This is a genomic window from Pseudomonas sp. PGPPP1, assembly GCF_002255865.1.
GTDB lineage: Bacteria > Pseudomonadota > Gammaproteobacteria > Pseudomonadales > Pseudomonadaceae > Aquipseudomonas > Aquipseudomonas cremoris.
Genome location: NZ_NKIG01000018.1, coordinates 22,036 through 41,608 on the forward strand (window position 1 = coordinate 22,036; position 19,573 = coordinate 41,608).

Genomic DNA, 19,573 nt, shown 5'->3' on the forward strand with positions numbered 1-19,573 from the left:
ATGACGGATCACGCGTTGTTACTGGTCAACCTGGGCTCGCCCAAGTCCACTTCGGTGGCCGATGTGCGCAGCTACCTCAATCAGTTTTTGATGGACCCTTACGTGATCGACCTGCCTTGGCCAGTGCGACGCTTGTTGGTGTCGCTGATCCTGATCAAGCGCCCCGAGCAGTCAGCCCACGCCTATGCGTCGATCTGGTGGGACGAAGGTTCGCCGCTGGTGGTGCTCAGCCGTCGACTGCAACAGCAGATGACCGCGCAGTGGACCCACGGCCCGGTGGAGTTGGCGATGCGTTATGGCGAGCCGTCCATTGAAAGCGTGCTGACCCGCCTCGTTGCCCAAGGCATTCGCAAGGTCACCCTGGCGCCGTTGTATCCGCAGTTTGCCGACAGCACCGTGACCACCGTGGTCGAAGAAGCACGACGTGTGGTGCGCGACAAAAAACTCGATCTGCAATTTGCCATTCTGCAACCGTTCTACGATCAACCCGAGTACCTCGACGCCCTGGTGGCCAGTGCCAAGCCGCACCTGCAGCAGGACTATGATCACCTGCTGTTCAGCTTCCACGGGTTGCCGGAACGGCACCTGCAAAAGCTCAACCCGGGGCATACCTTCGACGGTGCGACCGATTGCTGCGTGAACGCATCGCCTGAGGTGCGCGCCACCTGTTACCGCGGGCAGTGCTTCAGCGTGGCGCGGGACTTTGCGGCGCGCATGGGTCTGCCGGAGGACAAGTGGTCGGTGGCGTTCCAATCACGCTTGGGCCGGGCAAAGTGGATCGAACCGTATACTGAGGCCCGCTTGGAAAGCCTGGCCCAGCAAGGTGTGAAAAAGCTGCTAGTGATGTGCCCGGCGTTTGTAGCCGATTGCATCGAGACACTGGAAGAGATCGGGGATCGCGGGCTGGAGCAGTTCCGCGAGGCGGGAGGCGAGGAGTTGGTGCTGGTGCCGTGCCTGAATGATGATCCGCAGTGGGCGGCGGCGCTGAATACCTTGTGCGAAAAAGCTGCCGGATAGAAATCAAACTGTGGGAGCGGGCTTGCCCGCGATGAGGGTGTGTCAGTCGATAGATTGGTTGGCTGATATACCGCATTCGCGGGCAAGCCCGCTCCCACATTTTTTTGGTCGTGTTACAGGTTTAACGTAAGGCTGACGGTGAGGTTTCTCGGTTCGCCGGGGTTTATCCAATAACTGCTGTAGGACCGCTCGTAATACTTTTCATCGAACAGGTTGTTGAGGTTCAGGCCTACCGTGACATTTTCCGTGGCCTTGTAATGCGCCAACAAATCCACCGTGTGATAGGCCGGCAATTCGAAGCGCGTGCCCGCTTCACCCGAGCGATCCCCCACATACGTAAACGCCGCCCCCAGGTCAGATCCGCGCAACGCGCCATCCTGGAATTCATACACCCCCAACAGACTGCCGCTGCGCTTGGCCACGCCGAGAATCCGGCTGCCGGCGGGAATGGCTTTGTCGCCTTTGGTGACCTCGGCGTCGATGTAGGCAAAGGCGCCGATCACCCGTACGGCATCGGTCACTTGCCCGGTCAGTTGCAGGTCAACACCCTGGCTACGCGCCTTGCCCATGGCGCGGTTGAGGTTGGTGGCCGGGTCCAGGGTGAGCACATTTTCCTTTTCGATATGGAACGCGGCGACGGTGGCGCTGAGGCGGTCGTCGAACAGCTCGGTCTTGAGCCCCACTTCATAACCCACGCCTTCTTCCGGCTTGAAGGATTTGCTGTTGGCATCCAGGCCGCTATTGGGCTTGAACGAGGTGGACGCGTTGGCGAATACCCCCACTTGCGGCGTCAGTTGATACAGCAGGCCGGCGCGATGGGTGAGGGCGTCGTGGGTCTGATGGCTCTTGGGCGCGCCGTTGAAGTCTTCGATGCTTTGGTCGAAATGCTCAAAGCGTGCGCCGAGCATGCCGCGCAGGCGGTCGGTGAAGATGATCTGGTCTTGCAGGTTCAGGGCGTGGCTTTTGGTCTGTTCGAAGAAGTTGGTGCCGGAGCGCGTGCCGTTGGGTTTGGGCTGACCGTAGACCGGGTTGTAGATATCGATAGCGTAGGGACTGCCAGCGATAGCGGTCACACGTTCCTTCTTGCGGTAGTCCTCGTATTCGGTGCCGATCAGCAGTTCATGCTGCCAGCTGCCGATGTCGAACATTCCCCGCAGCTCAAGCTGGGTAATGCTGTCATGCCAACCGGTGGAGCGTTCGCGATAGCGTCGGTTGAGGGTATGCCCATCGGCATTCAACGCACGGTTTTCCGAGGCGTCGCCCCACAGGCTGCCTTGTTTGTAATGGCTGGCGAGGCGCAGTTTCCAGGCGTCATTAAGGTGGTGCTCAAGCGCGGCCTGGATGCGGTTGTTGTGGTTGCTGATGTCGCCATCGTTGGGCTCGCCGAGGAAGGTTGAGCGCGATACGCCGGAGGCGTCGACGATGCCACGGTCAAAGGTTGAGCGGTGGCGCACGAATTCGCTCTCCACCAGCAGGCTGGTGTCCGGGTCCAATTGCCAACTGAACGAAGGCGCGACAAACACCCGCTTGCTCTGCACGTGGTCGCGGAAGCTGTGGTTGTCTTCCACCGCCAGGTTGACCCGCGAGAGCACGGTACCCTCACTGTCCAGCGGGGTGTTGATATCCAGCGCGGTGCGGTAACGATCCCAACTGCCGGCGCTGGTTTGCAAGGTGGTGAAAGCCTCCGGCTGGGGCTTTTTGGTGACGATGTTTACGGTGCCGCCAGGGTCACCACGGCCATACAGGCTCGCGGCGGGGCCCTTGAGCACTTCGATGCGCTCGATATTGGCGGCGTCCGGAGTGCTCGGGTAACCGCGATTGGCGCTAAAGCCGTCCTGGTAGAACTCCGACGTTGTGAAGCCCCGCACGCTGTATTCGTACAAGGTCAGGCCGCCGAAATTGTTTTGCTTGGACACGCCGCCGGCAAATTCCAGGGCGCGTTCCACATTGGTGCTGCCCAGGTCCGTGAGGACAGTGGCGGGAATTACGCTGATGGATTGTGGGATGTCGCGCAGGGCGGTGTCAGTCTTGGTCGCGCTGGCGGAACGGGTGGCGCGGTAGCCCTTGACCGGTCCGGTGGCGGATTCGTAAGCGTCGGTGGTGACGCTGATGGTGTCTAGCTCTAGGGTGTTTTCTTCGGCGAAGGCAGGGTCGAGCAACAAGCCCAAGGCCAGGCCAGCCAAGGGGGCGATTTTTCGAGACGGCATGATAGAGCGTTCCAATAGCGATATTGAAACAATATAACATGACCAATGAGAATGAATCGCTTTGAAATATTACCTTACAGGTACCCGCGAACGGGTACCTGAACGAGGCGCTTATTCCTCTTCTTTTACCGGGGCAGGCGGTGGACGCAGGCCGATCTCCGCCATCAGCTTGATCTCTTTGCCATTGCGCATTACCTGGATCGCCACCTTGTCGGTGGGCTTGATCCGCGCCACCTGGTTCATCGACTTGCGGCCATCGCCGGCCGGCTCACCGTCGATGCTCAGGATTACGTCGCCCAGCTGCAGGCCGGCTTTCTGCGCCGGGCCATCACGGAAGATCCCGGCCACCACGATGCCTGGGCGTCCGGTCAGGCCGAACGATTCCGCCAGATCCTTGGTCAGCGGCTGCACTTCAATCCCCAGCCAGCCACGAATGACCTGGCCGTGCTCGATGATGGACTTCATCACTTCCATCGCCAGCTTCACCGGGATCGCAAAGCCAATGCCCTGGGAGCCGCCGGACTTGGAGAAAATGGCGGTGTTGATCCCGGTCAGGTTGCCATTGGCATCCACCAACGCCCCGCCGGAGTTGCCCGGGTTGATCGCCGCGTCAGTCTGGATGAAGTCTTCGTAGCTGTTCAGACCGAGCTGGTTACGCCCGGTGGCGCTGATGATGCCCATGGTGACTGTTTGGCCTACGCCGAACGGGTTGCCGATGGCCAGTGCCACATCACCCACGCGCAGCCCTTCGGAGCGGCCGATGGTGATCGACGGCAGGCTTTTCAAATCGATCTTGAGCACCGCGAGGTCGGTTTCCGGATCGCTGCCGACTACACGCGCCAGGGTTTCGCGACCGTCACGCAGGGCCACCACAATCTGGTCGGCGCCGGTGGTCACGTGGTTGTTGGTGAGGATATAACCCTCGGGGCTCATGATCACCCCGGAACCCAGGCTGGATTCCATGCGGCGCTGCTTGGGCCCGTTGTCACCGAAATAGCGGCGAAACTGCGGGTCTTCAAACAGCGGATGCGCGGGTTTGTTGATGACCTTGGTGGTGTACAGATTGACCACAGCAGGGGCGGCGATGACTACCGCGTCGGCATAGGTGACTGGACCTTGCACCACCGAGTTGGTTTGCGGGGCCTGTTGCAGGTTCACATCCAGGCTGGGTAGACCCACCAGCTCAGGGTATCGCTGAATGATCAACATCGCGATCAGCACGCCAGCCAACAATGGCCATCCAAAAAAACGCAGCGCCTTGAGCATCAAGTAAGTCCTGACAGGTTGCAGGGGGCGGGAGAGCGCCCATAATGTCGCGCATTATACGAGGCTGCGAGCGCCTTCGAACGGGATATTTAGGAGTCTTTTATGGCCGTTGCCCTTACCACCCTCGTCGAGGAAGCGGACCGCTACCTCGGCAGCGCCAAAATAGCCGACTACTGCCCCAACGGCCTGCAAGTGGAGGGCCGTCCGCAGGTGATGCGCATCGTCAGCGGCGTGACCGCCAGCCAAGCCCTGCTGGATGCGGCGGTCGAAGCCCAGGCCGACCTGGTGCTGGTGCACCACGGCTATTTCTGGAAAGGCGAAAACCCTTGTATCACCGGCATGAAGCAGCGTCGTCTCAAGACGCTGCTCAAGCACGACATCAGCCTGCTAGCCTACCACCTGCCGCTGGACCTGCACCCCGAGGTCGGCAACAACGTGCAGCTCGCACGTCAGTTGGACATTACCGTCGAAGGCCCGTTGGACCCGAGCAACCCCAAGATCGTCGGCCTGATCGGCTCACTCGCCGAACCGTTGTCGCCGCGTGACTTTGCCCGCCGCGTTCAGGAGGTCATGGGCCGCGAGCCGCTGCTGATCGAAGGCAGTGAAATGATCCGTCGCGTCGGCTGGTGCACCGGCGGTGGCCAGGGCTACATCGACCACGGGATCGCGGCCGGCGTCGACCTGTTCCTGAGCGGCGAAGCCTCCGAGCAGACCTTCCACAGCGCCCGCGAAAACGACATCAGCTTTATTGCCGCCGGCCATCACGCCACCGAACGCTACGGTGTGCAGGCCTTGGGTGATTACCTGGCGCGGCGCTTTGCCCTGGAACACCTGTTCATCGACTGCCCCAACCCCATCTGACAAACACCGCCGAACAAATGTGGGAGCTGGCTTGCCTGCGATAGCATCACTGGGGTGTAACTGATACACCGAGGTGTCTGCATCGCAGGCAAGCCAGCTCCCACAGGAAGCCCAAACTTGGGGGCATATTCATATACCGTTTCGATCTAGTCCGCTCCCTGAATAGAAGAAGGTGCTGTGCTAGCATGCCCCGCTCGAACACGGCCCGCAGGCCGTCCATAAGATCGTTTTTCCGTGAGTAACCATGGTCGACAAACTGACGCATCTGAAACAGCTGGAGGCGGAAAGCATCCACATCATCCGCGAGGTCGCCGCCGAGTTCGACAACCCGGTGATGCTCTACTCGATCGGTAAAGACTCCGCCGTGATGCTGCACCTGGCACGCAAGGCCTTCTTCCCGGGCAAGCTGCCGTTCCCGGTGATGCATGTCGACACCCAGTGGAAATTCCAGGAGATGTACAAGTTCCGCGACAAGATGGTCGAAGAGCTTGGCCTGGACTTGATTACCCACGTCAACCCGGACGGCGTGGCGCAGGGCATCAACCCGTTCACCCACGGTAGCGCCAAGCACACCGACATCATGAAGACCGAAGGCCTCAAGCAGGCCCTGGACAAGCATGGTTTCGACGCAGCGTTCGGCGGTGCCCGTCGCGATGAAGAGAAATCCCGCGCCAAAGAGCGCGTGTACTCGTTCCGCGACAGCAAGCACCGCTGGGACCCGAAGAACCAGCGCCCGGAGCTGTGGAACGTCTACAACGGCAACGTCAACAAGGGTGAGTCGATCCGCGTGTTCCCGCTGTCCAACTGGACCGAGCTGGACATCTGGCAGTACATCTACCTGGAAGGCATCCCGATCGTTCCGCTGTACTTCGCCGCCGAACGTGAAGTGATCGAGAAGAACGGCACGTTGATCATGATCGACGACGACCGCATTCTTGAGCACTTGTCCGACGAAGACAAAGCTCGAATCGTCAAAAAGAAAGTACGTTTCCGTACCCTTGGCTGCTACCCGTTGACGGGTGCGGTGGAGTCCGAAGCCGAGACGCTCACGGACATCATTCAGGAAATGCTCCTCACGCGAACTTCCGAGCGCCAGGGCCGTGTCATCGACCACGATGGTGCAGGCTCGATGGAAGACAAAAAACGTCAGGGTTATTTCTAAGGGGTTGTCATGTCGCACGTATCTGATTTGATCAGCGAGGACATCCTCGCCTACCTGGGCCAGCATGAGCGCAAGGAAATGTTGCGCTTCCTGACCTGTGGCAACGTCGACGACGGCAAGAGCACCCTGATCGGGCGCCTGCTGCACGACTCCAAGATGATCTACGAAGATCACCTGGAAGCCATCACCCGCGATTCGAAGAAAGTCGGCACCACCGGTGACGACATCGACCTGGCCTTGCTGGTCGACGGCCTGCAGGCCGAGCGTGAGCAGGGCATCACCATTGATGTTGCCTACCGTTACTTCTCCACCGCCAAGCGCAAATTCATCATCGCCGACACCCCCGGCCATGAGCAGTACACCCGCAACATGGCCACCGGTGCGTCCACCTGTGACCTGGCGATCATCCTGATCGACGCCCGCTACGGCGTGCAGACCCAGACCCGTCGTCACAGCTACATCGCCTCGTTGCTGGGCATCAAGCACATCGTGATTGCCGTCAACAAGATGGACATCAATGGCTTTGACCAAAGCGTCTTCGAGTCGATCAAGGCCGATTACCTGAAGTTTGCCGAAGGCATCGCGTTCAAGCCGAGCACCATGGCCTTTGTGCCGATGTCGGCGCTCAAGGGCGACAACGTGGTGAACAAGAGCGAGCGTTCGCCTTGGTACACCGGCCAGTCGCTGATGGAGATCCTCGAAACCGTCGAGATCGCCAACGACCGCAACTACACCGACCTGCGTTTCCCGGTGCAGTACGTCAACCGTCCAAACCTGAACTTCCGTGGTTTCGCCGGTACCCTGGCCAGCGGCATCGTGCACAAGGGCGACGAAGTCGTGGTGCTGCCGTCGGGCAAGAGCAGTCGCGTCAAATCCATCGTCACCTTCGAAGGTGAACTGGAGCACGCAGGCCCAGGCCAGGCCGTGACCCTGACCATGGAAGACGAGATCGACATCTCCCGTGGCGACCTGCTGGTCCACGCCGACAACGTGCCGCAAGTGACTGACGCCTTCGACGCCATGCTGGTGTGGATGGCCGAAGAGCCGATGCTGCCGGGCAAGAAATACGACATCAAGCGCGCCACCAGCTATGTGCCCGGTTCCATCACCAGCATCGTGCACCGTGTGGACGTGAACACCCTGGCCGAAGGCCCGGCGAGCTCCTTGCAGTTGAACGAGATTGGCCGGGTCAAGGTCAGCCTTGATGCCGCTATTGCCCTGGACGGTTACGACAGCAACCGCACCACTGGCGCGTTCATTGTTATCGACCGTTTGACCAACGGCACCGTGGCAGCGGGCATGATCATCGCGCCGCCGGTTACCCACGGCAGCTCGGCGCAGCACGGCAAGTTGGCCCACGTGGCCACCGAAGAACGTGCCCAGCGCTTCGGCCAGCAGCCGGCCACCGTGTTGTTCAGCGGCCTGTCGGGCGCGGGCAAGAGCACCTTGGCCTACGCGGTTGAGCGCAAGCTGTTCGACATGGGCCGTGCGGTGTTCGTACTGGATGGCCAGAACTTGCGTCACGACCTGAACAAAGGCTTGCCGCAGGATCGTGCCGGCCGCACCGAGAACTGGCGTCGTGCCGCTCACGTGGCGCGCCAATTCAACGAAGCGGGCCTGCTGACCTTGGCGGCGTTCGTCGCACCGGATGCCGAAGGCCGTGAACAGGCCAAGGCGCTGATCGGTGGCGACCGCCTGTTGACCGTCTACGTGCAAGCGTCGCCGTTGGTGTGCGCCGAGCGTGATCCGCAAGGTTTGTACGCGGCGGGTGGGGATAACATCCCTGGCGAGTCGTTCCCGTACGACGTGCCGTTGAATGCCGACCTGGTGATCGACACCCAGGCGTTGTCGTTGGAAGAGAGCGTCAAGCAAGTGCTGGAGCTGTTGCGTCAGCGCGGCGCGATCTAAACCTCGCGATCATAAAAAGCCCGGCACCGATCACTCGGTGCCGGGCTTTTTTATGCAGTATTGAAGACAGCTCGGTCAAATGTGGGAGCGGGCTTGCTCGCGAAGGCGGCGTGTCAGTCGCCGAATGTGTTGGCTGAACCACCGCTTTCGCGAGCAAGCCCGCTCCCACATTTTGATCACTGTTTGCCTGGAAACTGTGTGTGCAGCGTGCCTAGCAGCGCATCCTTGTCTTCCCACAACTTGTTGATCCAACCCTGGAACGCCGTCCGGTACTCCCCATCCTGCTCATAATTCTTGCCAATGAACTCGGCCGGGATTTGCACCTCTTCAAACTGCACAACAACGTCCTTCACATTCCCGCACAACAAATCCCAATACCCAGGGCGTCCTGCAGGGTAGTGAATGGTCACATTGACCAATGACTTCAACTGCTCACCCATGGCATCCAGCACAAACGCAATCCCGCCCGCCTTAGGCTTGAGCAGGTAGCGAAATGGCGACTTCTGCTGCGCATGTTTGCCTGGGGTAAACCGCGTGCCCTCGGCAAAGTTGAAAATGCCCACCGGGTTGTCGCGAAACTTCGCACAGGTCTTGCGAGTGGTTTCCAGGTCTTTGCCTTTCTTCTCCGGGTGTTTTTCCAGATAAGCCTTGGTGTAGCGCTTCATGAACGGAAAGCCCAAAGCCCACCACGCCAGGCCGATCACCGGCACCCAGATCAGCTCCTGCTTGAGGAAGAACTTGAGCGGGCGAATGCGGCGGTTGAGCACATATTGCAGCACCATGATGTCGACCCAACTCTGGTGGTTGCTGGTCACCAGGTACGAGTGCTGATAATCCAACCCTTCCAGGCCAGTGATGTGCCAGCGCGTGCGACGCACCAGGTTCATCCAGCCTTTGTTGTTGGTGACCCACGCTTCATGCGTGTGGTTCATCAGCCATTCGCTGAAGCGCTTGGCAAACGGCAGCGCCTTGAACAGCGCCACGATAAACAGGAACGAGCACAGCAGGATCGTGTTCAGCGCCAGCAGCAACGACGCGATCACCCCACGCACGGGGGCAGGTAGAAAATCCAGCATTTAGATATCCATAGGTCGGTTGGCGGCTTGGATCGCTGTGAGCGCGATGGTGTACACGATGTCGTCTACCTGGGCGCCGCGCGGCAGGTCGTTGACCGGTTTGCGCAGGCCCTGGAGCATTGGCCCCAGGCTGACGCAGTCGGCGCTGCGCTGCACGGCCTTGTGCGTGGTATTGCCAGTATTCAGGTCCGGGAACACGAACACGGTAGCCTTGCCAGCGACCTGGCTGTTGGGCGCCAGTTGGCGGGCCACGGTTTCGTTGGCGGCAGCGTCGTATTGCAGCGGGCCGTCAATCAGCAGTGAGCTTTGCTGCTCGTGGGCGAGCAAGGTGGCTTCGCGAACCTTCTCCACCTCTTCGCCGCTGGCCGAGTCGCCGCTGGAGTAGCTGATCATCGCCACGCGCGGCGTAATACCGAACGCTGCCGCCGAGTCGGCGCTTTGCAGGGCAATCTCCGCCAGTTCTGCCGCACTTGGGTGCGGGTTCATCACGCAGTCGCCGTACACCAGCACCTGCTCGGGGAACAGCATGAAGAACACCGACGACACCAGCGTGCAGCCCGGCGCCGTTTTAATAAGCTGCAGGGCAGGGCGGATGGTGTTGGCAGTGGAGTGGATGACACCGGACACCAGCCCGTCCACTTCATCCAGGGCGAGCATCATGGTGGCGATCACCACGGTGTCTTCCAGTTGCTGCTCGGCCATTGGCGCGTTGAGGCTCTTGCTCTTGCGCAAGGCGACCATTGGTTCGACATAGCGCTGGCGAATCAGGTCTGGGTCGAGAATCTCCAGGCCGTCGGGTAATTCGATGCCTTGGGCACGCGCGACGGCTTCCACATCCGCCGGCTTGGCCAGCAATACGCAGCGGGCAATCCCGCGTGCCTGGCAGATGGCGGCGGCTTGCACGGTCAGCGGTTCGCTGCCTTCCGGCAGCACGATGCGTTTGTTGGCGGCCTGGGCGCGCTGGATCAATTGGTAGCGGAACACCGCCGGCGACAGACGCATCTCTCGCGGCGTGCCGCAGCGTTGGTGCAGCCAGCGCGCATCGAGGTGGCTGGCGACGAAGTCGGTGATGATCTCTGCGCGCTCGCGGTCATCGATGGGGATTTCTTTGTTCAGGCTGTTGAGTTGGTTGGCCGTGTCGTAGGAGCCGGTGCTCACCGACAACACAGGCAGCCCCGCTTGGAACGCGCCACGGCACAAATCCATGATGCGTGGATCGGGCAGGGTGTCGCTGGTCAGCAACAGGCCGGCCAGTGGCACGCCGTTGATCGCGGCCAGGCTGACGGCGAGGATAATGTCGTCACGATCGCCTGGGGTTACCACCAGCACGCCGGGCTTTAGCAGCTCCACGGTGTTACGCATGGTACGGGCGCAGATGATGATCTTGGTCATGCGCCGGGTTTCGTAGTCGCCGGCGTTGAGGATCTGCGCGCCCATCAGGTCGGCGACGTCACGGGTGCGCGGGGCGTTGAGTTCCGGCTGGTAGGGAATGCAGCCGAGCAGGCGGAAGTCGCCACTGCGCAGCAATGGCGAATGTTCTTTCAGGCGCGCGGAAAAGGCTTCCATGCTTTCTTCGGTGCGCACCTTGTTGAGGATTACGCCCAGCACTTTTGGGTCTTTCGGGCCGCCAAACAGCTGGGCCTGCAATTCCACGCGACCGGAAAGCTCAGTGAGCACTTCGTTTTCCGGGGCCGAGACCAGGATCACTTCCGCATCCAGGCTCTTGGCCAGGTGCAGGTTGACCCGTGCGGCATAGCTGGCATTGCGAGTCGGCACCATGCCTTCAACGATCAGCACGTCCTTGCCTACAGCTGCCTGTTGATACAGCGTGATGATTTCTTCCAGCAACTCATCGAGTTGGCCGTCGCCGAGCATGCGCTCTACGTGGGCCAGGCCTAGCGGCTGTGGCGGCTTGAGTCCGTGAGTGCGCGCCACCAGTTCGGTGGAGCGCTCGGGGCCGGTGTCGCCGGGGTGCGGTTGGGCAATCGGTTTGAAGAAGCCGACTTTCAGCCCGGCGCGTTCAAGGGTGCGCACCAGCCCAAGGCTGATGGAGGTCAGACCCACACCAAAATCGGTGGGTGCGATAAAAAAAGTCTGCATGCGAATTCTCTGGAGGTGCATGGCTTCGGTGGCGCTCTATGGCTGAGCGTCTACCGGGAATCAGGCGCCAAGGTTATCGTTATTCGAGTGCTTGCGCACACCAGCCGCAGGTAAAGGGCTGGCCTATTTTTTCCAGGCGCTGCGCGGGGTCGAGCACCCAGGCGCGGGATTGCCATGGCGGCTGGTGGCGCAGGTGCTGGGTGTGGCCGCAAGACAGCTCGGCAACCCAGTGCTGTTCGTCGTCCTGGTGGAACCCAATGATGAAGGATGCCGTTGATCGGTCCCGTCCGTCCGGGTTCTGTTCGCTTTCGGGCAAATCCTTGTTTAGACTTGTCCGTTCTTCATTCTTATGCAAAAGGTCTCGCCCCATGACGATCGCCGCTAACAAGGCTGTCTCCATCGACTATACCCTGACCAACGACGCTGGTGAGGTCATCGACAGCTCCGCCGGCGGCGCGCCGCTGGTCTACCTGCAAGGCGCAGGTAACATCATCCCAGGCCTGGAGAAGGCTCTGGAAGGCAAGAACGTCGGTGATGAACTGACTGTTGCCGTAGAACCTGAAGATGCCTACGGCGAATACTCGGCTGAGCTGGTCAGCACCCTGAGCCGCAGCATGTTCGAAGGCGTCGACGAGCTGGAAGTGGGCATGCAGTTCCATGCTTCCGCACCGGACGGCCAAATGCAGATCGTGACCATCCGTGACCTGGACGGCGACGACGTTACCGTTGACGGCAACCACCCTCTGGCAGGCCAGCGCCTGAACTTCCAAGTGAAGATCGTTGCGATCCGCGATGCTTCCCAGGAAGAAGTGGCTCACGGCCACGTCCACGGTGAAGGCGGTCACCACCACTGATTGATGCGTTGATCAGCTGGTAGCAAAAACGCCCCGACTGGTTCGGGGCGTTTTTTTGTCTGCATGTTCGCGCACAAACAAAAATGCCCCGGACCTTTCGGTACGGGGCATTTTTTAACTGTTACGCAACCTGGGTTGCGATTCAGTTGTTACCACTTAGGCTGCAGCAGCGACGCTCAGAGCCTTGATGTGGCCATTCAGACGGCTCTTATGACGAGCAGCCTTGTTCTTGTGGATGATGCCTTTATCGGCCATACGGTCGATAACAGGCACAGCCAGAACGTAAGCAGCTTGAGCTTTTTCAGCGTCTTTGGTGTCGATGGCTTTAACTACATTCTTGATGTAGGTACGAACCATGGAACGCAGGCTGGCGTTGTGGCTGCGACGCTTCTCAGCCTGTTTTGCACGTTTTTTGGCGGAAGGTGTGTTGGCCACCGTCGAGCTCCTCGAAAGACTTTTTAGGAAATAGCAAACAAAATAGGCCGCGAATCATGCCGATGACTTGATGGGTTGTCAAGAGCGGCTGATGCGAACTGCTGAGTGGTCGATCTGAAGAGGCGGGTGATTTATTTCCGGCGCTTGACCTGTAAACTCGCGAGCTTTGGCTCTGTGCTGTTGCAGGCGCGCAGTATCGCATAAGTAGGCGCGTTGTTCGCCTGCTGTTTATCTAATAGGCGCAAACTCTTTCAATGAACCTCCTCAAATCGTTGGCCGCCGTCAGCTCTATCACGATGATCTCCCGCGTTTTGGGGTTTGTGCGTGACACCCTGCTGGCACGCATTTTTGGCGCAAGCATGGCCACGGATGCGTTCTTTATTGCCTTTAAACTGCCCAACCTGCTGCGGCGGATCTTCGCCGAGGGCGCATTTTCCCAGGCCTTCGTACCGATTCTGGCTGAATACAAGACCCAGCAGGGCGAGGAGGCGACGCGCACCTTTATTGCCTATGTCTCGGGCCTGCTGACCCTGGTGCTGATGCTGGTGACCATTCTCGGCATGCTCGCCGCCCCCTGGGTGATCTGGGCCACGGCCCCCGGTTTTGCCAACACCCCGGAAAAATTCGCGCTGACCACCGACCTGCTGCGCGTGACCTTTCCTTATATATTGCTGATCTCGCTGTCATCCTTGGCCGGGGCGATCCTCAATACGTGGAACCGTTTCTCGGTGCCCGCCTTTGTGCCGACCCTTCTTAACGTCAGCATGATCATCTTCGCGCTGTTCCTGACACCTTATTTCGATCCGCCGGTGATGGCGCTTGGCTGGGCCGTGCTGGCCGGTGGCTTGGCGCAACTGCTCTACCAGCTGCCGCACCTGAAAAAAATCGGCATGCTCGTGTTGCCGCGTCTTAACCTCAAGGACACCGGCGTATGGCGCGTGATGCGCAACATGTTGCCGGCGATCCTCGGCGTGTCGGTCAGTCAGATCTCCCTGATCATCAACACGGCGTTTGCTTCGCTGCTGGTCTCGGGCTCCGTGTCGTGGATGTACTACGCCGACCGCCTGATGGAGTTGCCGTCCGGCGTGCTGGGCGTGGCGTTGGGCACGATCTTGCTACCGACTCTGGCGCGTACCTACGCCAGCAAGGACCGCCAGGAATACTCGCGAATTCTCGACTGGGGCCTGCGCCTGTGCTTTGTGCTGGTGCTGCCGTGCTCTCTGGCTCTGGGGATCCTGGCCGAGCCGCTAACGGTTTCACTGTTCCAATACGGCCAGTTTGACGCGCATGACGCGCTGATGACCCAGCATGCGTTGGTCGCCTACTCGGTTGGCCTGCTCGGTATCATCGTGATCAAGGTGCTGGCCCCGGGCTTCTATGCGCAGCAGAACATTCGTACGCCAGTGAAGATTGCGATCTTCACGCTGGTGGTCACGCAACTGCTCAACCTGGTGTTTATCGGCCCGTTGGCCCATGCCGGCCTGGCGCTGGCGATCAGTGCGGGTGCGTGCATCAACGCGGGCCTGCTGTTTTATCAGCTACGCAAGCAGCAGATGTTCCAGCCGCAACCGGGCTGGGGCATGTTTGCGCTCAAGTTGCTGGTGGCGGTGGCGGCAATGTCGGCGGTATTGCTGGGGCTGATGCACTTTATGCCGGCCTGGGACCAAGGCCATATGCTGGAGCGCTTCATGCGTTTGGGGGTATTGGTCGTGGCAGGCGTGGTGGTGTACTTCGGGATGTTGCTGTTGCAGGGTTTCCGCCTGCGGGATTTCAATCGCAAGTCGATCAGCTAGAGCGTTTGCCGCGATAAAACCGTTGTTTTATCGATTCGATCCATTTGGCCCGTCCTGTTGCCTGTCGCCCGGGGCCGGGTGTGGTTATAATCGACCACTTTATGAGCAAGAAGCGCGTTATGCAGCTGGTTCGAGGTCTCCACAACCTGCGCCCCCAGCATCGGGGCTGCGTCGCCACTATTGGCAACTTTGACGGTGTTCACCGTGGCCACCAGGCTATCCTGGCCCGGCTGCGCGAGCGCGCGGTCGAGTTGGGCGTGCCCAGCTGCGTGGTGATTTTTGAGCCACAGCCGCGGGAATACTTTACCCCCGAGACGGCGCCGGCGCGCCTGGCCCGCCTGCGGGACAAACTGCAACTGTTGGCCGAAGAAGGCGTGGACCGCGTCCTCTGTCTGGCCTTCAACCAGCGCCTGCAAAGCCTCAGCGCTGCCGAGTTCGTCGACCGTATCCTGGTGGATGGCCTGGGCGTGCAGCATTTGGAAGTCGGCGACGACTTCCGGTTTGGTTGCGACCGCGTTGGGGATTTCGATTTCCTGCAACACGCCGGCGTCAGCCAGGGTTTTACCGTCGAAGCCGCGCAAACCGTCGAACTGGACGGCCTGCGTGTGAGCAGTACCCAGGTGCGTAACGCCCTGGCCGCTGCCGACTTCGCCTTGGCCGAGCGCTTGCTCGGTCGCCCGTTCCGCATCGCCGGTCGGGTACTGCACGGGCAGAAGCTGGCGCGCCAATTGGGCACGCCAACCGCCAACGTGCAACTCAAGCGCCGTCGTGTGCCGCTGACTGGGGTTTACCTGGTCAGCGTCGATATCGACGGCCAACCGTGGCCGGGAGTCGCCAACATAGGCGTCAGGCCCACGGTTGCAGGTGATGGCAAGGCCCACCTGGAAGTTCACCTTTTGGATTTTGCCGGTGATCTGTATGACCGGCGTTTGACGGTGGTTTTCCACCAGAAGCTGCGTGAAGAGCAGCGTTTCGCCTCCCTTGAGGCGTTGAAAACGGCGATCAATGCGGATGTCGCCGCCGCCCGTGCACTAGCCGCACCTAGCGCCCATCGCTAACCGAAGAGCCTTAAATGACCGACTATAAAGCCACGCTAAACCTTCCGGACACCGCCTTCCCAATGAAGGCCGGCCTGCCACAGCGCGAACCGCAGATCTTGCAGCGCTGGGACAGTATTGGCCTGTACGGAAAGTTGCGCGAAATTGGCAAGGATCGTCCGAAATTCGTCCTGCACGACGGCCCTCCTTATGCCAACGGCACGATTCACATCGGTCATGCGCTGAACAAGATTCTCAAGGACATGATCCTGCGCTCGAAAACCCTGTCGGGTTTCGACGCGCCGTATGTCCCGGGTTGGGACTGCCACGGCTTGCCGATCGAACATAAAGTCGAAGTGACCTACGGCAAGAACCTGGACGCGGATAAAACCCGCGAACTGTGCCGTGCCTACGCCACCGAGCAGATCGAAGGCCAGAAGTCCGAATTCATCCGCCTGGGCGTGTTGGGCGAATGGGACAACCCGTACAAGACCATGAACTTCACGAACGAGGCCGGTGAAATCCGTGCCTTGGCCGAAATCGTCAAGGGCGGTTTTGTGTTCAAGGGCCTCAAGCCCGTGAACTGGTGCTTCAACTGCGGTTCGGCCCTGGCCGAAGCGGAAGTCGAGTACGAAAACAAAGAATCGTCGACCATCGACGTGGCTTTCCCGATCGCCGACGACGCCAAGCTGGCCGAGGCTTTTGGCCTGGCGTCGCTGGCCAAACCCGCTGCCATCGTGATCTGGACCACCACCCCGTGGACCATCCCCGCCAACCAGGCGCTGAACGTGCACCCGGAGTTCACCTACGCCCTGGTGGACGTCGGTGATCGCCTGCTGGTGCTGGCCGAGGAAATGGTCGAGGCTTGCCTGGCGCGTTACGAGCTGCAAGGTTCGGTCATCGCTACCACCACCGGTACCGCGCTGGAGCTGATCAACTTCCGTCACCCGTTCTATGACCGCCTGTCGCCGGTGTATCTGGCTGACTACGTTGAGCTGGGTTCAGGTACCGGTATCGTTCACTGCTCGCCTGCCTACGGCGTAGACGACTTTGTGATCTGCAAGAAGTACGGCCTGGTCAACGACGACATCATCAACCCGGTGCAAAGCAACGGCGTTTATGCCTCTTCGCTGGAGTTTTTCGGCGGCCAGTTCGTCTTCAAGGCCGACCAGCCGATCATCGAAAAACTGCGCGAAGTCGGTGCGCTGATGCAAACCGCCACCATCCAACACAGCTACATGCACTGCTGGCGCCACAAGACCCCGCTGATCTACCGCGCCACTGCGCAGTGGTTCATCGGCATGGACAAAGAGCCAACCAGCGGCGACACGCTGCGCGTGCGTTCGCTCAAAGCCATCGAAGACACCAAGTTCGTCCCGGCCTGGGGCCAGGCGCGCCTGCACTCGATGATCGCCAATCGTCCAGACTGGTGCATCTCCCGTCAGCGTAACTGGGGCGTGCCGATCCCGTTCTTCCTGAACAAGGAAAGCGGCGAGTTGCACCCACGTACCGTCGAACTGATGGAAGAAGTGGCCCAGCGCGTCGAGCAGGAAGGCATCGAAGCCTGGTTCAAGATGGACGCTGCCGAACTGCTGGGCGATGAAGCACCGCAGTACGACAAGATCAGCGACACCCTCGACGTATGGTTCGATTCGGGTACCACCCACTGGCACGTCCTGCGTGGCTCGCACCCGATGGGCCACGAGACCGGCCCGCGTGCCGACCTGTACCTGGAAGGCTCGGACCAACACCGTGGCTGGTTCCACTCGTCGCTTCTGACCGGTTGCGCTATCGACAACCACGCGCCGTACCGCGAACTGCTGACCCACGGCTTCACCGTAGACGAGACGGGCCGCAAGATGTCCAAGTCGCTGAAAAACGTGATTGAGCCGAAAAAGATCAACGACACCTTGGGCGCCGACATCATGCGTCTGTGGGTAGCGTCGACTGACTATTCGGGCGAAATCGCAGTTTCCGACCAGATCCTGGCCCGTAGCGCCGATGCCTATCGCCGCATCCGCAATACTGCACGCTTCCTGCTGTCGAACCTCACCGGTTTCAACCCGGCCACCGACATCCTGCCGGCCGAGGACATGCTCGCCCTGGACCGTTGGGCCGTGGACCGTACCCTGTTGCTGCAACGCGAGTTGCAGGAAAACTACGGCGAATACCGCTTCTGGAACGTCTACTCGAAGATCCACAACTTCTGCGTGCAGGAGTTGGGCGGCTTCTACCTCGACATCATCAAGGACCGCCAGTACACCACCGGCGCCAACAGCAAGGCACGCCGTTCGGCGCAGACCGCGCTGTACCACATCTCTGAAGCGCTGGTACGCTGGATCGCCCCGATCCTGGCCTTCACCGCCGACGAACTGTGGGAATACCTGCCGGGTGAGCGCAACGAGTCCGTGATGCTCAACACTTGGTACGAAGGCTTGACCGAACTGCCGGCCGACTTCGAACTGGGCCGCGAGTACTGGGAAGGCGTGATGGCCGTCAAGGTTGCGGTGAACAAGGAGCTGGAAGTTCAGCGTGCGGCCAAGGCCGTCGGTGGCAACCTGCAAGCCGAAGTCACCCTGTTTGCCGAGGAAGGCCTAACCGCCGACCTGGCCAAACTGAGCAACGAACTGCGCTTCGTGTTGATCACTTCAACCGCCAGCCTGGCTCCTTTTGCCCAGGCACCGGCAGACGCCGTGGCTACCGAAGTACCGGGCCTCAAGCTCAAAGTGGTCAAGTCGGCCTTTGCCAAGTGCGCCCGTTGCTGGCACTGCCGTGAAGATGTCGGCGTGAACCCTGAGCATCCAGAAATCTGCGGTCGTTGCGTCGACAACATCAGCGGTGCTGGCGAGGTTCGCCACTATGCCTAAAGCCAGTCGTTTCGGACGTCTGGGCTGGCTCGTACTGAGCGTGCTGGTCCTGGTCATCGACCAGGTCAGCAAGGTTCATTTCGAGGGCGCCTTGCAGATGTACCAGCAGATCGTGGTCATTCCCGACTACTTCAGCTGGACCTTGGCCTATAACACCGGCGCTGCGTTCAGCTTCCTGGCTGATAGCTCCGGCTGGCAGCGTTGGTTGTTCGCCCTGATCGCCGTGGTGGTCAGTGCGGTATTGGTGGTGTGGCTTAAACGCCTGGGCCGCGATGACACCTGGCTGGCGATTGCCTTGGCCTTGGTGCTGGGTGGCGCGCTGGGCAACCTCTACGACCGCATTGCATTGGGCCATGTGATCGACTTTATTCTGGTGCATTGGCAGAACCGCTGGTACTTCCCGGCGTTCAACTTTGCCGACAGCGCCATCACCGTCGGTGCAATCATGCTGGCGTTGGATATGTTCAAAAGTAAGAAAACCGGAGAGACCGTCAATGACTGATCAGGTATTGGCTGAGCAACGCATCGGCCAGAACACGGAAGTCACCTTGCATTTCGCACTGCGCCTGGAAAACGGCGACACGGTCGACAGCACGTTCGACAAAGCCCCGGCCACCTTCAAGGTCGGCGACGGCAACTTGCTGCCGGGTTTCGAAGCGGCCCTGTTCGGTTTCAAGGCCGGCGACAAGCGCACCCTGCAGATCCTGCCGGAAAACGCTTTTGGCCAGCCTAACCCGCAAAACGTGCAGATCATCCCGCGTTCGCAGTTCGAAGGCATGGACCTGTCGGAAGGCTTGCTGGTGATCTTCAATGATGCGGCGAACACCGAATTGCCTGGCGTGGTGAAAACCTTCGATGACGCGCAAGTAACCATCGACTTCAACCACCCGTTGGCCGGTAAAACCTTGACCTTTGACGTTGAAATCATCGACGTTAAAGCGCTTTAACTGACGAAACCGGTTCATGCGGGTGTTGGCTTGTGTGGGAGCT

The 19,573-nt window shown here is 60.2% G+C and carries 16 protein-coding genes; 10 read left to right on the forward strand and 6 right to left on the reverse strand.

Annotated features, from left to right (window positions below; all coding sequences use genetic code 11):
• Positions 1-1,017 (forward strand): ferrochelatase, encoded by a 1,017-nt coding sequence (gene hemH / locus CFE47_RS19530; RefSeq protein WP_286839574.1) that lies wholly within the window; start codon positions 1-3, stop codon positions 1,015-1,017.
• Between the two features lie 113 nt (positions 1,018-1,130).
• Here the strand turns inward: hemH and CFE47_RS19535 are convergent, their stop codons facing one another.
• Both CFE47_RS19535 and algW read right to left on the reverse strand, forming a co-directional pair.
• A complete protein-coding gene (locus CFE47_RS19535; RefSeq protein ID WP_286839577.1) occupies positions 1,131-3,224 on the reverse strand; it encodes a TonB-dependent siderophore receptor in 2,094 nt (697 codons plus the stop codon).
• Positions 3,225-3,335: 111 nt separating this feature from the next.
• Entirely contained in the window at positions 3,336-4,490 is a 1,155-nt protein-coding gene (gene algW / locus CFE47_RS19540; RefSeq protein WP_185708280.1) for a Do family serine endopeptidase AlgW, read from the reverse strand.
• Positions 4,491-4,592: 102 nt separating this feature from the next.
• Here algW and CFE47_RS19545 point away from each other — a divergent pair, with 102 nt between their 5' ends.
• The 3 genes from CFE47_RS19545 (at position 4,593) to cysN (ending at position 8,421) form a co-directional block, all read left to right on the forward strand.
• On the forward strand, positions 4,593-5,351 hold the full coding sequence (locus tag CFE47_RS19545) for a Nif3-like dinuclear metal center hexameric protein (RefSeq protein ID WP_185708281.1): 759 nt from the start codon (positions 4,593-4,595) through the stop codon (positions 5,349-5,351).
• 244 nt (positions 5,352-5,595) lie between these two features.
• Positions 5,596-6,513 (forward strand): sulfate adenylyltransferase subunit CysD, encoded by a 918-nt coding sequence (cysD, locus tag CFE47_RS19550; protein WP_124529841.1) that lies wholly within the window; start codon positions 5,596-5,598, stop codon positions 6,511-6,513.
• Positions 6,514-6,522: 9 nt separating this feature from the next.
• Positions 6,523-8,421: a sulfate adenylyltransferase subunit CysN gene (cysN, locus tag CFE47_RS19555; RefSeq protein WP_017735180.1), complete on the forward strand. Its 1,899-nt coding sequence runs from the start codon at positions 6,523-6,525 to the stop codon at positions 8,419-8,421.
• Positions 8,422-8,597: 176 nt separating this feature from the next.
• Here cysN and yihG read toward each other — a convergent pair whose 3' ends face one another.
• The 3 genes from yihG to CFE47_RS19570 all read right to left on the reverse strand — a co-directional run bounded on the left by yihG (position 8,598) and on the right by CFE47_RS19570 (position 11,967).
• The gene (gene yihG, locus CFE47_RS19560) at positions 8,598-9,497 is read right to left on the reverse strand and encodes a 1-acylglycerol-3-phosphate O-acyltransferase, YihG family (RefSeq protein WP_286839584.1); all 900 of its coding nucleotides are present in this window, start codon (positions 9,495-9,497) and stop codon (positions 8,598-8,600) included.
• The gene (gene pta, locus CFE47_RS19565) at positions 9,498-11,597 is read right to left on the reverse strand and encodes a phosphate acetyltransferase (RefSeq protein WP_185708284.1); all 2,100 of its coding nucleotides are present in this window, start codon (positions 11,595-11,597) and stop codon (positions 9,498-9,500) included.
• A gap of 79 nt (positions 11,598-11,676) precedes the next feature.
• Complete coding sequence (locus CFE47_RS19570; RefSeq protein ID WP_353744901.1) at positions 11,677-11,967, reverse strand: DUF3565 domain-containing protein; 291 nt, start codon at positions 11,965-11,967, stop codon at positions 11,677-11,679.
• Here CFE47_RS19570 and CFE47_RS19575 point away from each other — a divergent pair.
• Positions 11,966-12,451, forward strand: coding sequence for an FKBP-type peptidyl-prolyl cis-trans isomerase (locus CFE47_RS19575; RefSeq protein ID WP_003188398.1), 486 nt, complete (start codon positions 11,966-11,968; stop codon positions 12,449-12,451). The two genes, CFE47_RS19570 and CFE47_RS19575, sit on opposite strands and share 2 nt — an antisense overlap.
• Positions 12,452-12,607: 156 nt before the next feature.
• Here the strand turns inward: CFE47_RS19575 and rpsT are convergent, their stop codons facing one another.
• Complete coding sequence (gene rpsT / locus CFE47_RS19580) at positions 12,608-12,886, reverse strand: 30S ribosomal protein S20 (protein ID WP_016976313.1); 279 nt, start codon at positions 12,884-12,886, stop codon at positions 12,608-12,610.
• 254 nt (positions 12,887-13,140) lie between these two features.
• On the opposite strand from rpsT, the gene murJ reads away from it, so the two are divergent.
• The 5 genes from murJ to CFE47_RS19605 all read left to right on the forward strand — a co-directional run bounded on the left by murJ (position 13,141) and on the right by CFE47_RS19605 (position 19,530).
• Positions 13,141-14,679 (forward strand): murein biosynthesis integral membrane protein MurJ, encoded by a 1,539-nt coding sequence (gene murJ, locus CFE47_RS19585; protein ID WP_286839592.1) that lies wholly within the window; start codon positions 13,141-13,143, stop codon positions 14,677-14,679.
• Between the two features lie 119 nt (positions 14,680-14,798).
• A complete protein-coding gene (gene ribF / locus CFE47_RS19590) occupies positions 14,799-15,737 on the forward strand; it encodes a bifunctional riboflavin kinase/FAD synthetase (protein ID WP_286839595.1) in 939 nt (312 codons plus the stop codon).
• Between the two features lie 14 nt (positions 15,738-15,751).
• Positions 15,752-18,583, forward strand: a complete 2,832-nt coding sequence (gene ileS, locus CFE47_RS19595; RefSeq protein ID WP_286839598.1) for an isoleucine--tRNA ligase — start codon at positions 15,752-15,754, stop codon at positions 18,581-18,583.
• Positions 18,576-19,085 carry a signal peptidase II gene (gene lspA, locus CFE47_RS19600; RefSeq protein ID WP_105697447.1) on the forward strand — a complete coding sequence of 170 codons (510 nt, stop codon included), beginning with the start codon at positions 18,576-18,578 and terminating at the stop codon, positions 19,083-19,085. The genes ileS and lspA overlap by 8 nt, the downstream gene beginning before the upstream one ends.
• A 7-nt stretch (positions 19,086-19,092) precedes the next feature.
• Positions 19,093-19,530 (forward strand): FKBP-type peptidyl-prolyl cis-trans isomerase, encoded by a 438-nt coding sequence (locus tag CFE47_RS19605; RefSeq protein WP_185708448.1) that lies wholly within the window; start codon positions 19,093-19,095, stop codon positions 19,528-19,530.
• Positions 19,531-19,573: the final 43 nt, after the last annotated feature.

Bases quoted from the DNA above. Each gene is read 5' to 3' on its own strand.
- CFE47_RS19575 (WP_003188398.1), top strand. From the start codon at position 11,966: ATGACGATCGCCGCTAACAAGGCTGTCTCCATCGACTATACCCTGACC.
- CFE47_RS19535 (WP_286839577.1), bottom strand. From the start codon at position 3,224: ATGCCGTCTCGAAAAATCGCCCCCTTGGCTGGCCTGGCCTTGGGCTTG.
- hemH (WP_286839574.1), top strand. From the start codon at position 1: ATGACGGATCACGCGTTGTTACTGGTCAACCTGGGCTCGCCCAAGTCC.
- algW (WP_185708280.1), bottom strand. From the start codon at position 4,490: ATGCTCAAGGCGCTGCGTTTTTTTGGATGGCCATTGTTGGCTGGCGTG.
- CFE47_RS19545 (WP_185708281.1), top strand. From the start codon at position 4,593: ATGGCCGTTGCCCTTACCACCCTCGTCGAGGAAGCGGACCGCTACCTC.
- cysD (WP_124529841.1), top strand. From the start codon at position 5,596: ATGGTCGACAAACTGACGCATCTGAAACAGCTGGAGGCGGAAAGCATC.
- yihG (WP_286839584.1), bottom strand. From the start codon at position 9,497: ATGCTGGATTTTCTACCTGCCCCCGTGCGTGGGGTGATCGCGTCGTTG.
- ileS (WP_286839598.1), top strand. From the start codon at position 15,752: ATGACCGACTATAAAGCCACGCTAAACCTTCCGGACACCGCCTTCCCA.
- pta (WP_185708284.1), bottom strand. From the start codon at position 11,597: ATGCAGACTTTTTTTATCGCACCCACCGATTTTGGTGTGGGTCTGACC.
- CFE47_RS19570 (WP_353744901.1), bottom strand. From the start codon at position 11,967: ATGGGGCGAGACCTTTTGCATAAGAATGAAGAACGGACAAGTCTAAAC.
- murJ (WP_286839592.1), top strand. From the start codon at position 13,141: ATGAACCTCCTCAAATCGTTGGCCGCCGTCAGCTCTATCACGATGATC.
- lspA (WP_105697447.1), top strand. From the start codon at position 18,576: ATGCCTAAAGCCAGTCGTTTCGGACGTCTGGGCTGGCTCGTACTGAGC.
- ribF (WP_286839595.1), top strand. From the start codon at position 14,799: ATGCAGCTGGTTCGAGGTCTCCACAACCTGCGCCCCCAGCATCGGGGC.
- cysN (WP_017735180.1), top strand. From the start codon at position 6,523: ATGTCGCACGTATCTGATTTGATCAGCGAGGACATCCTCGCCTACCTG.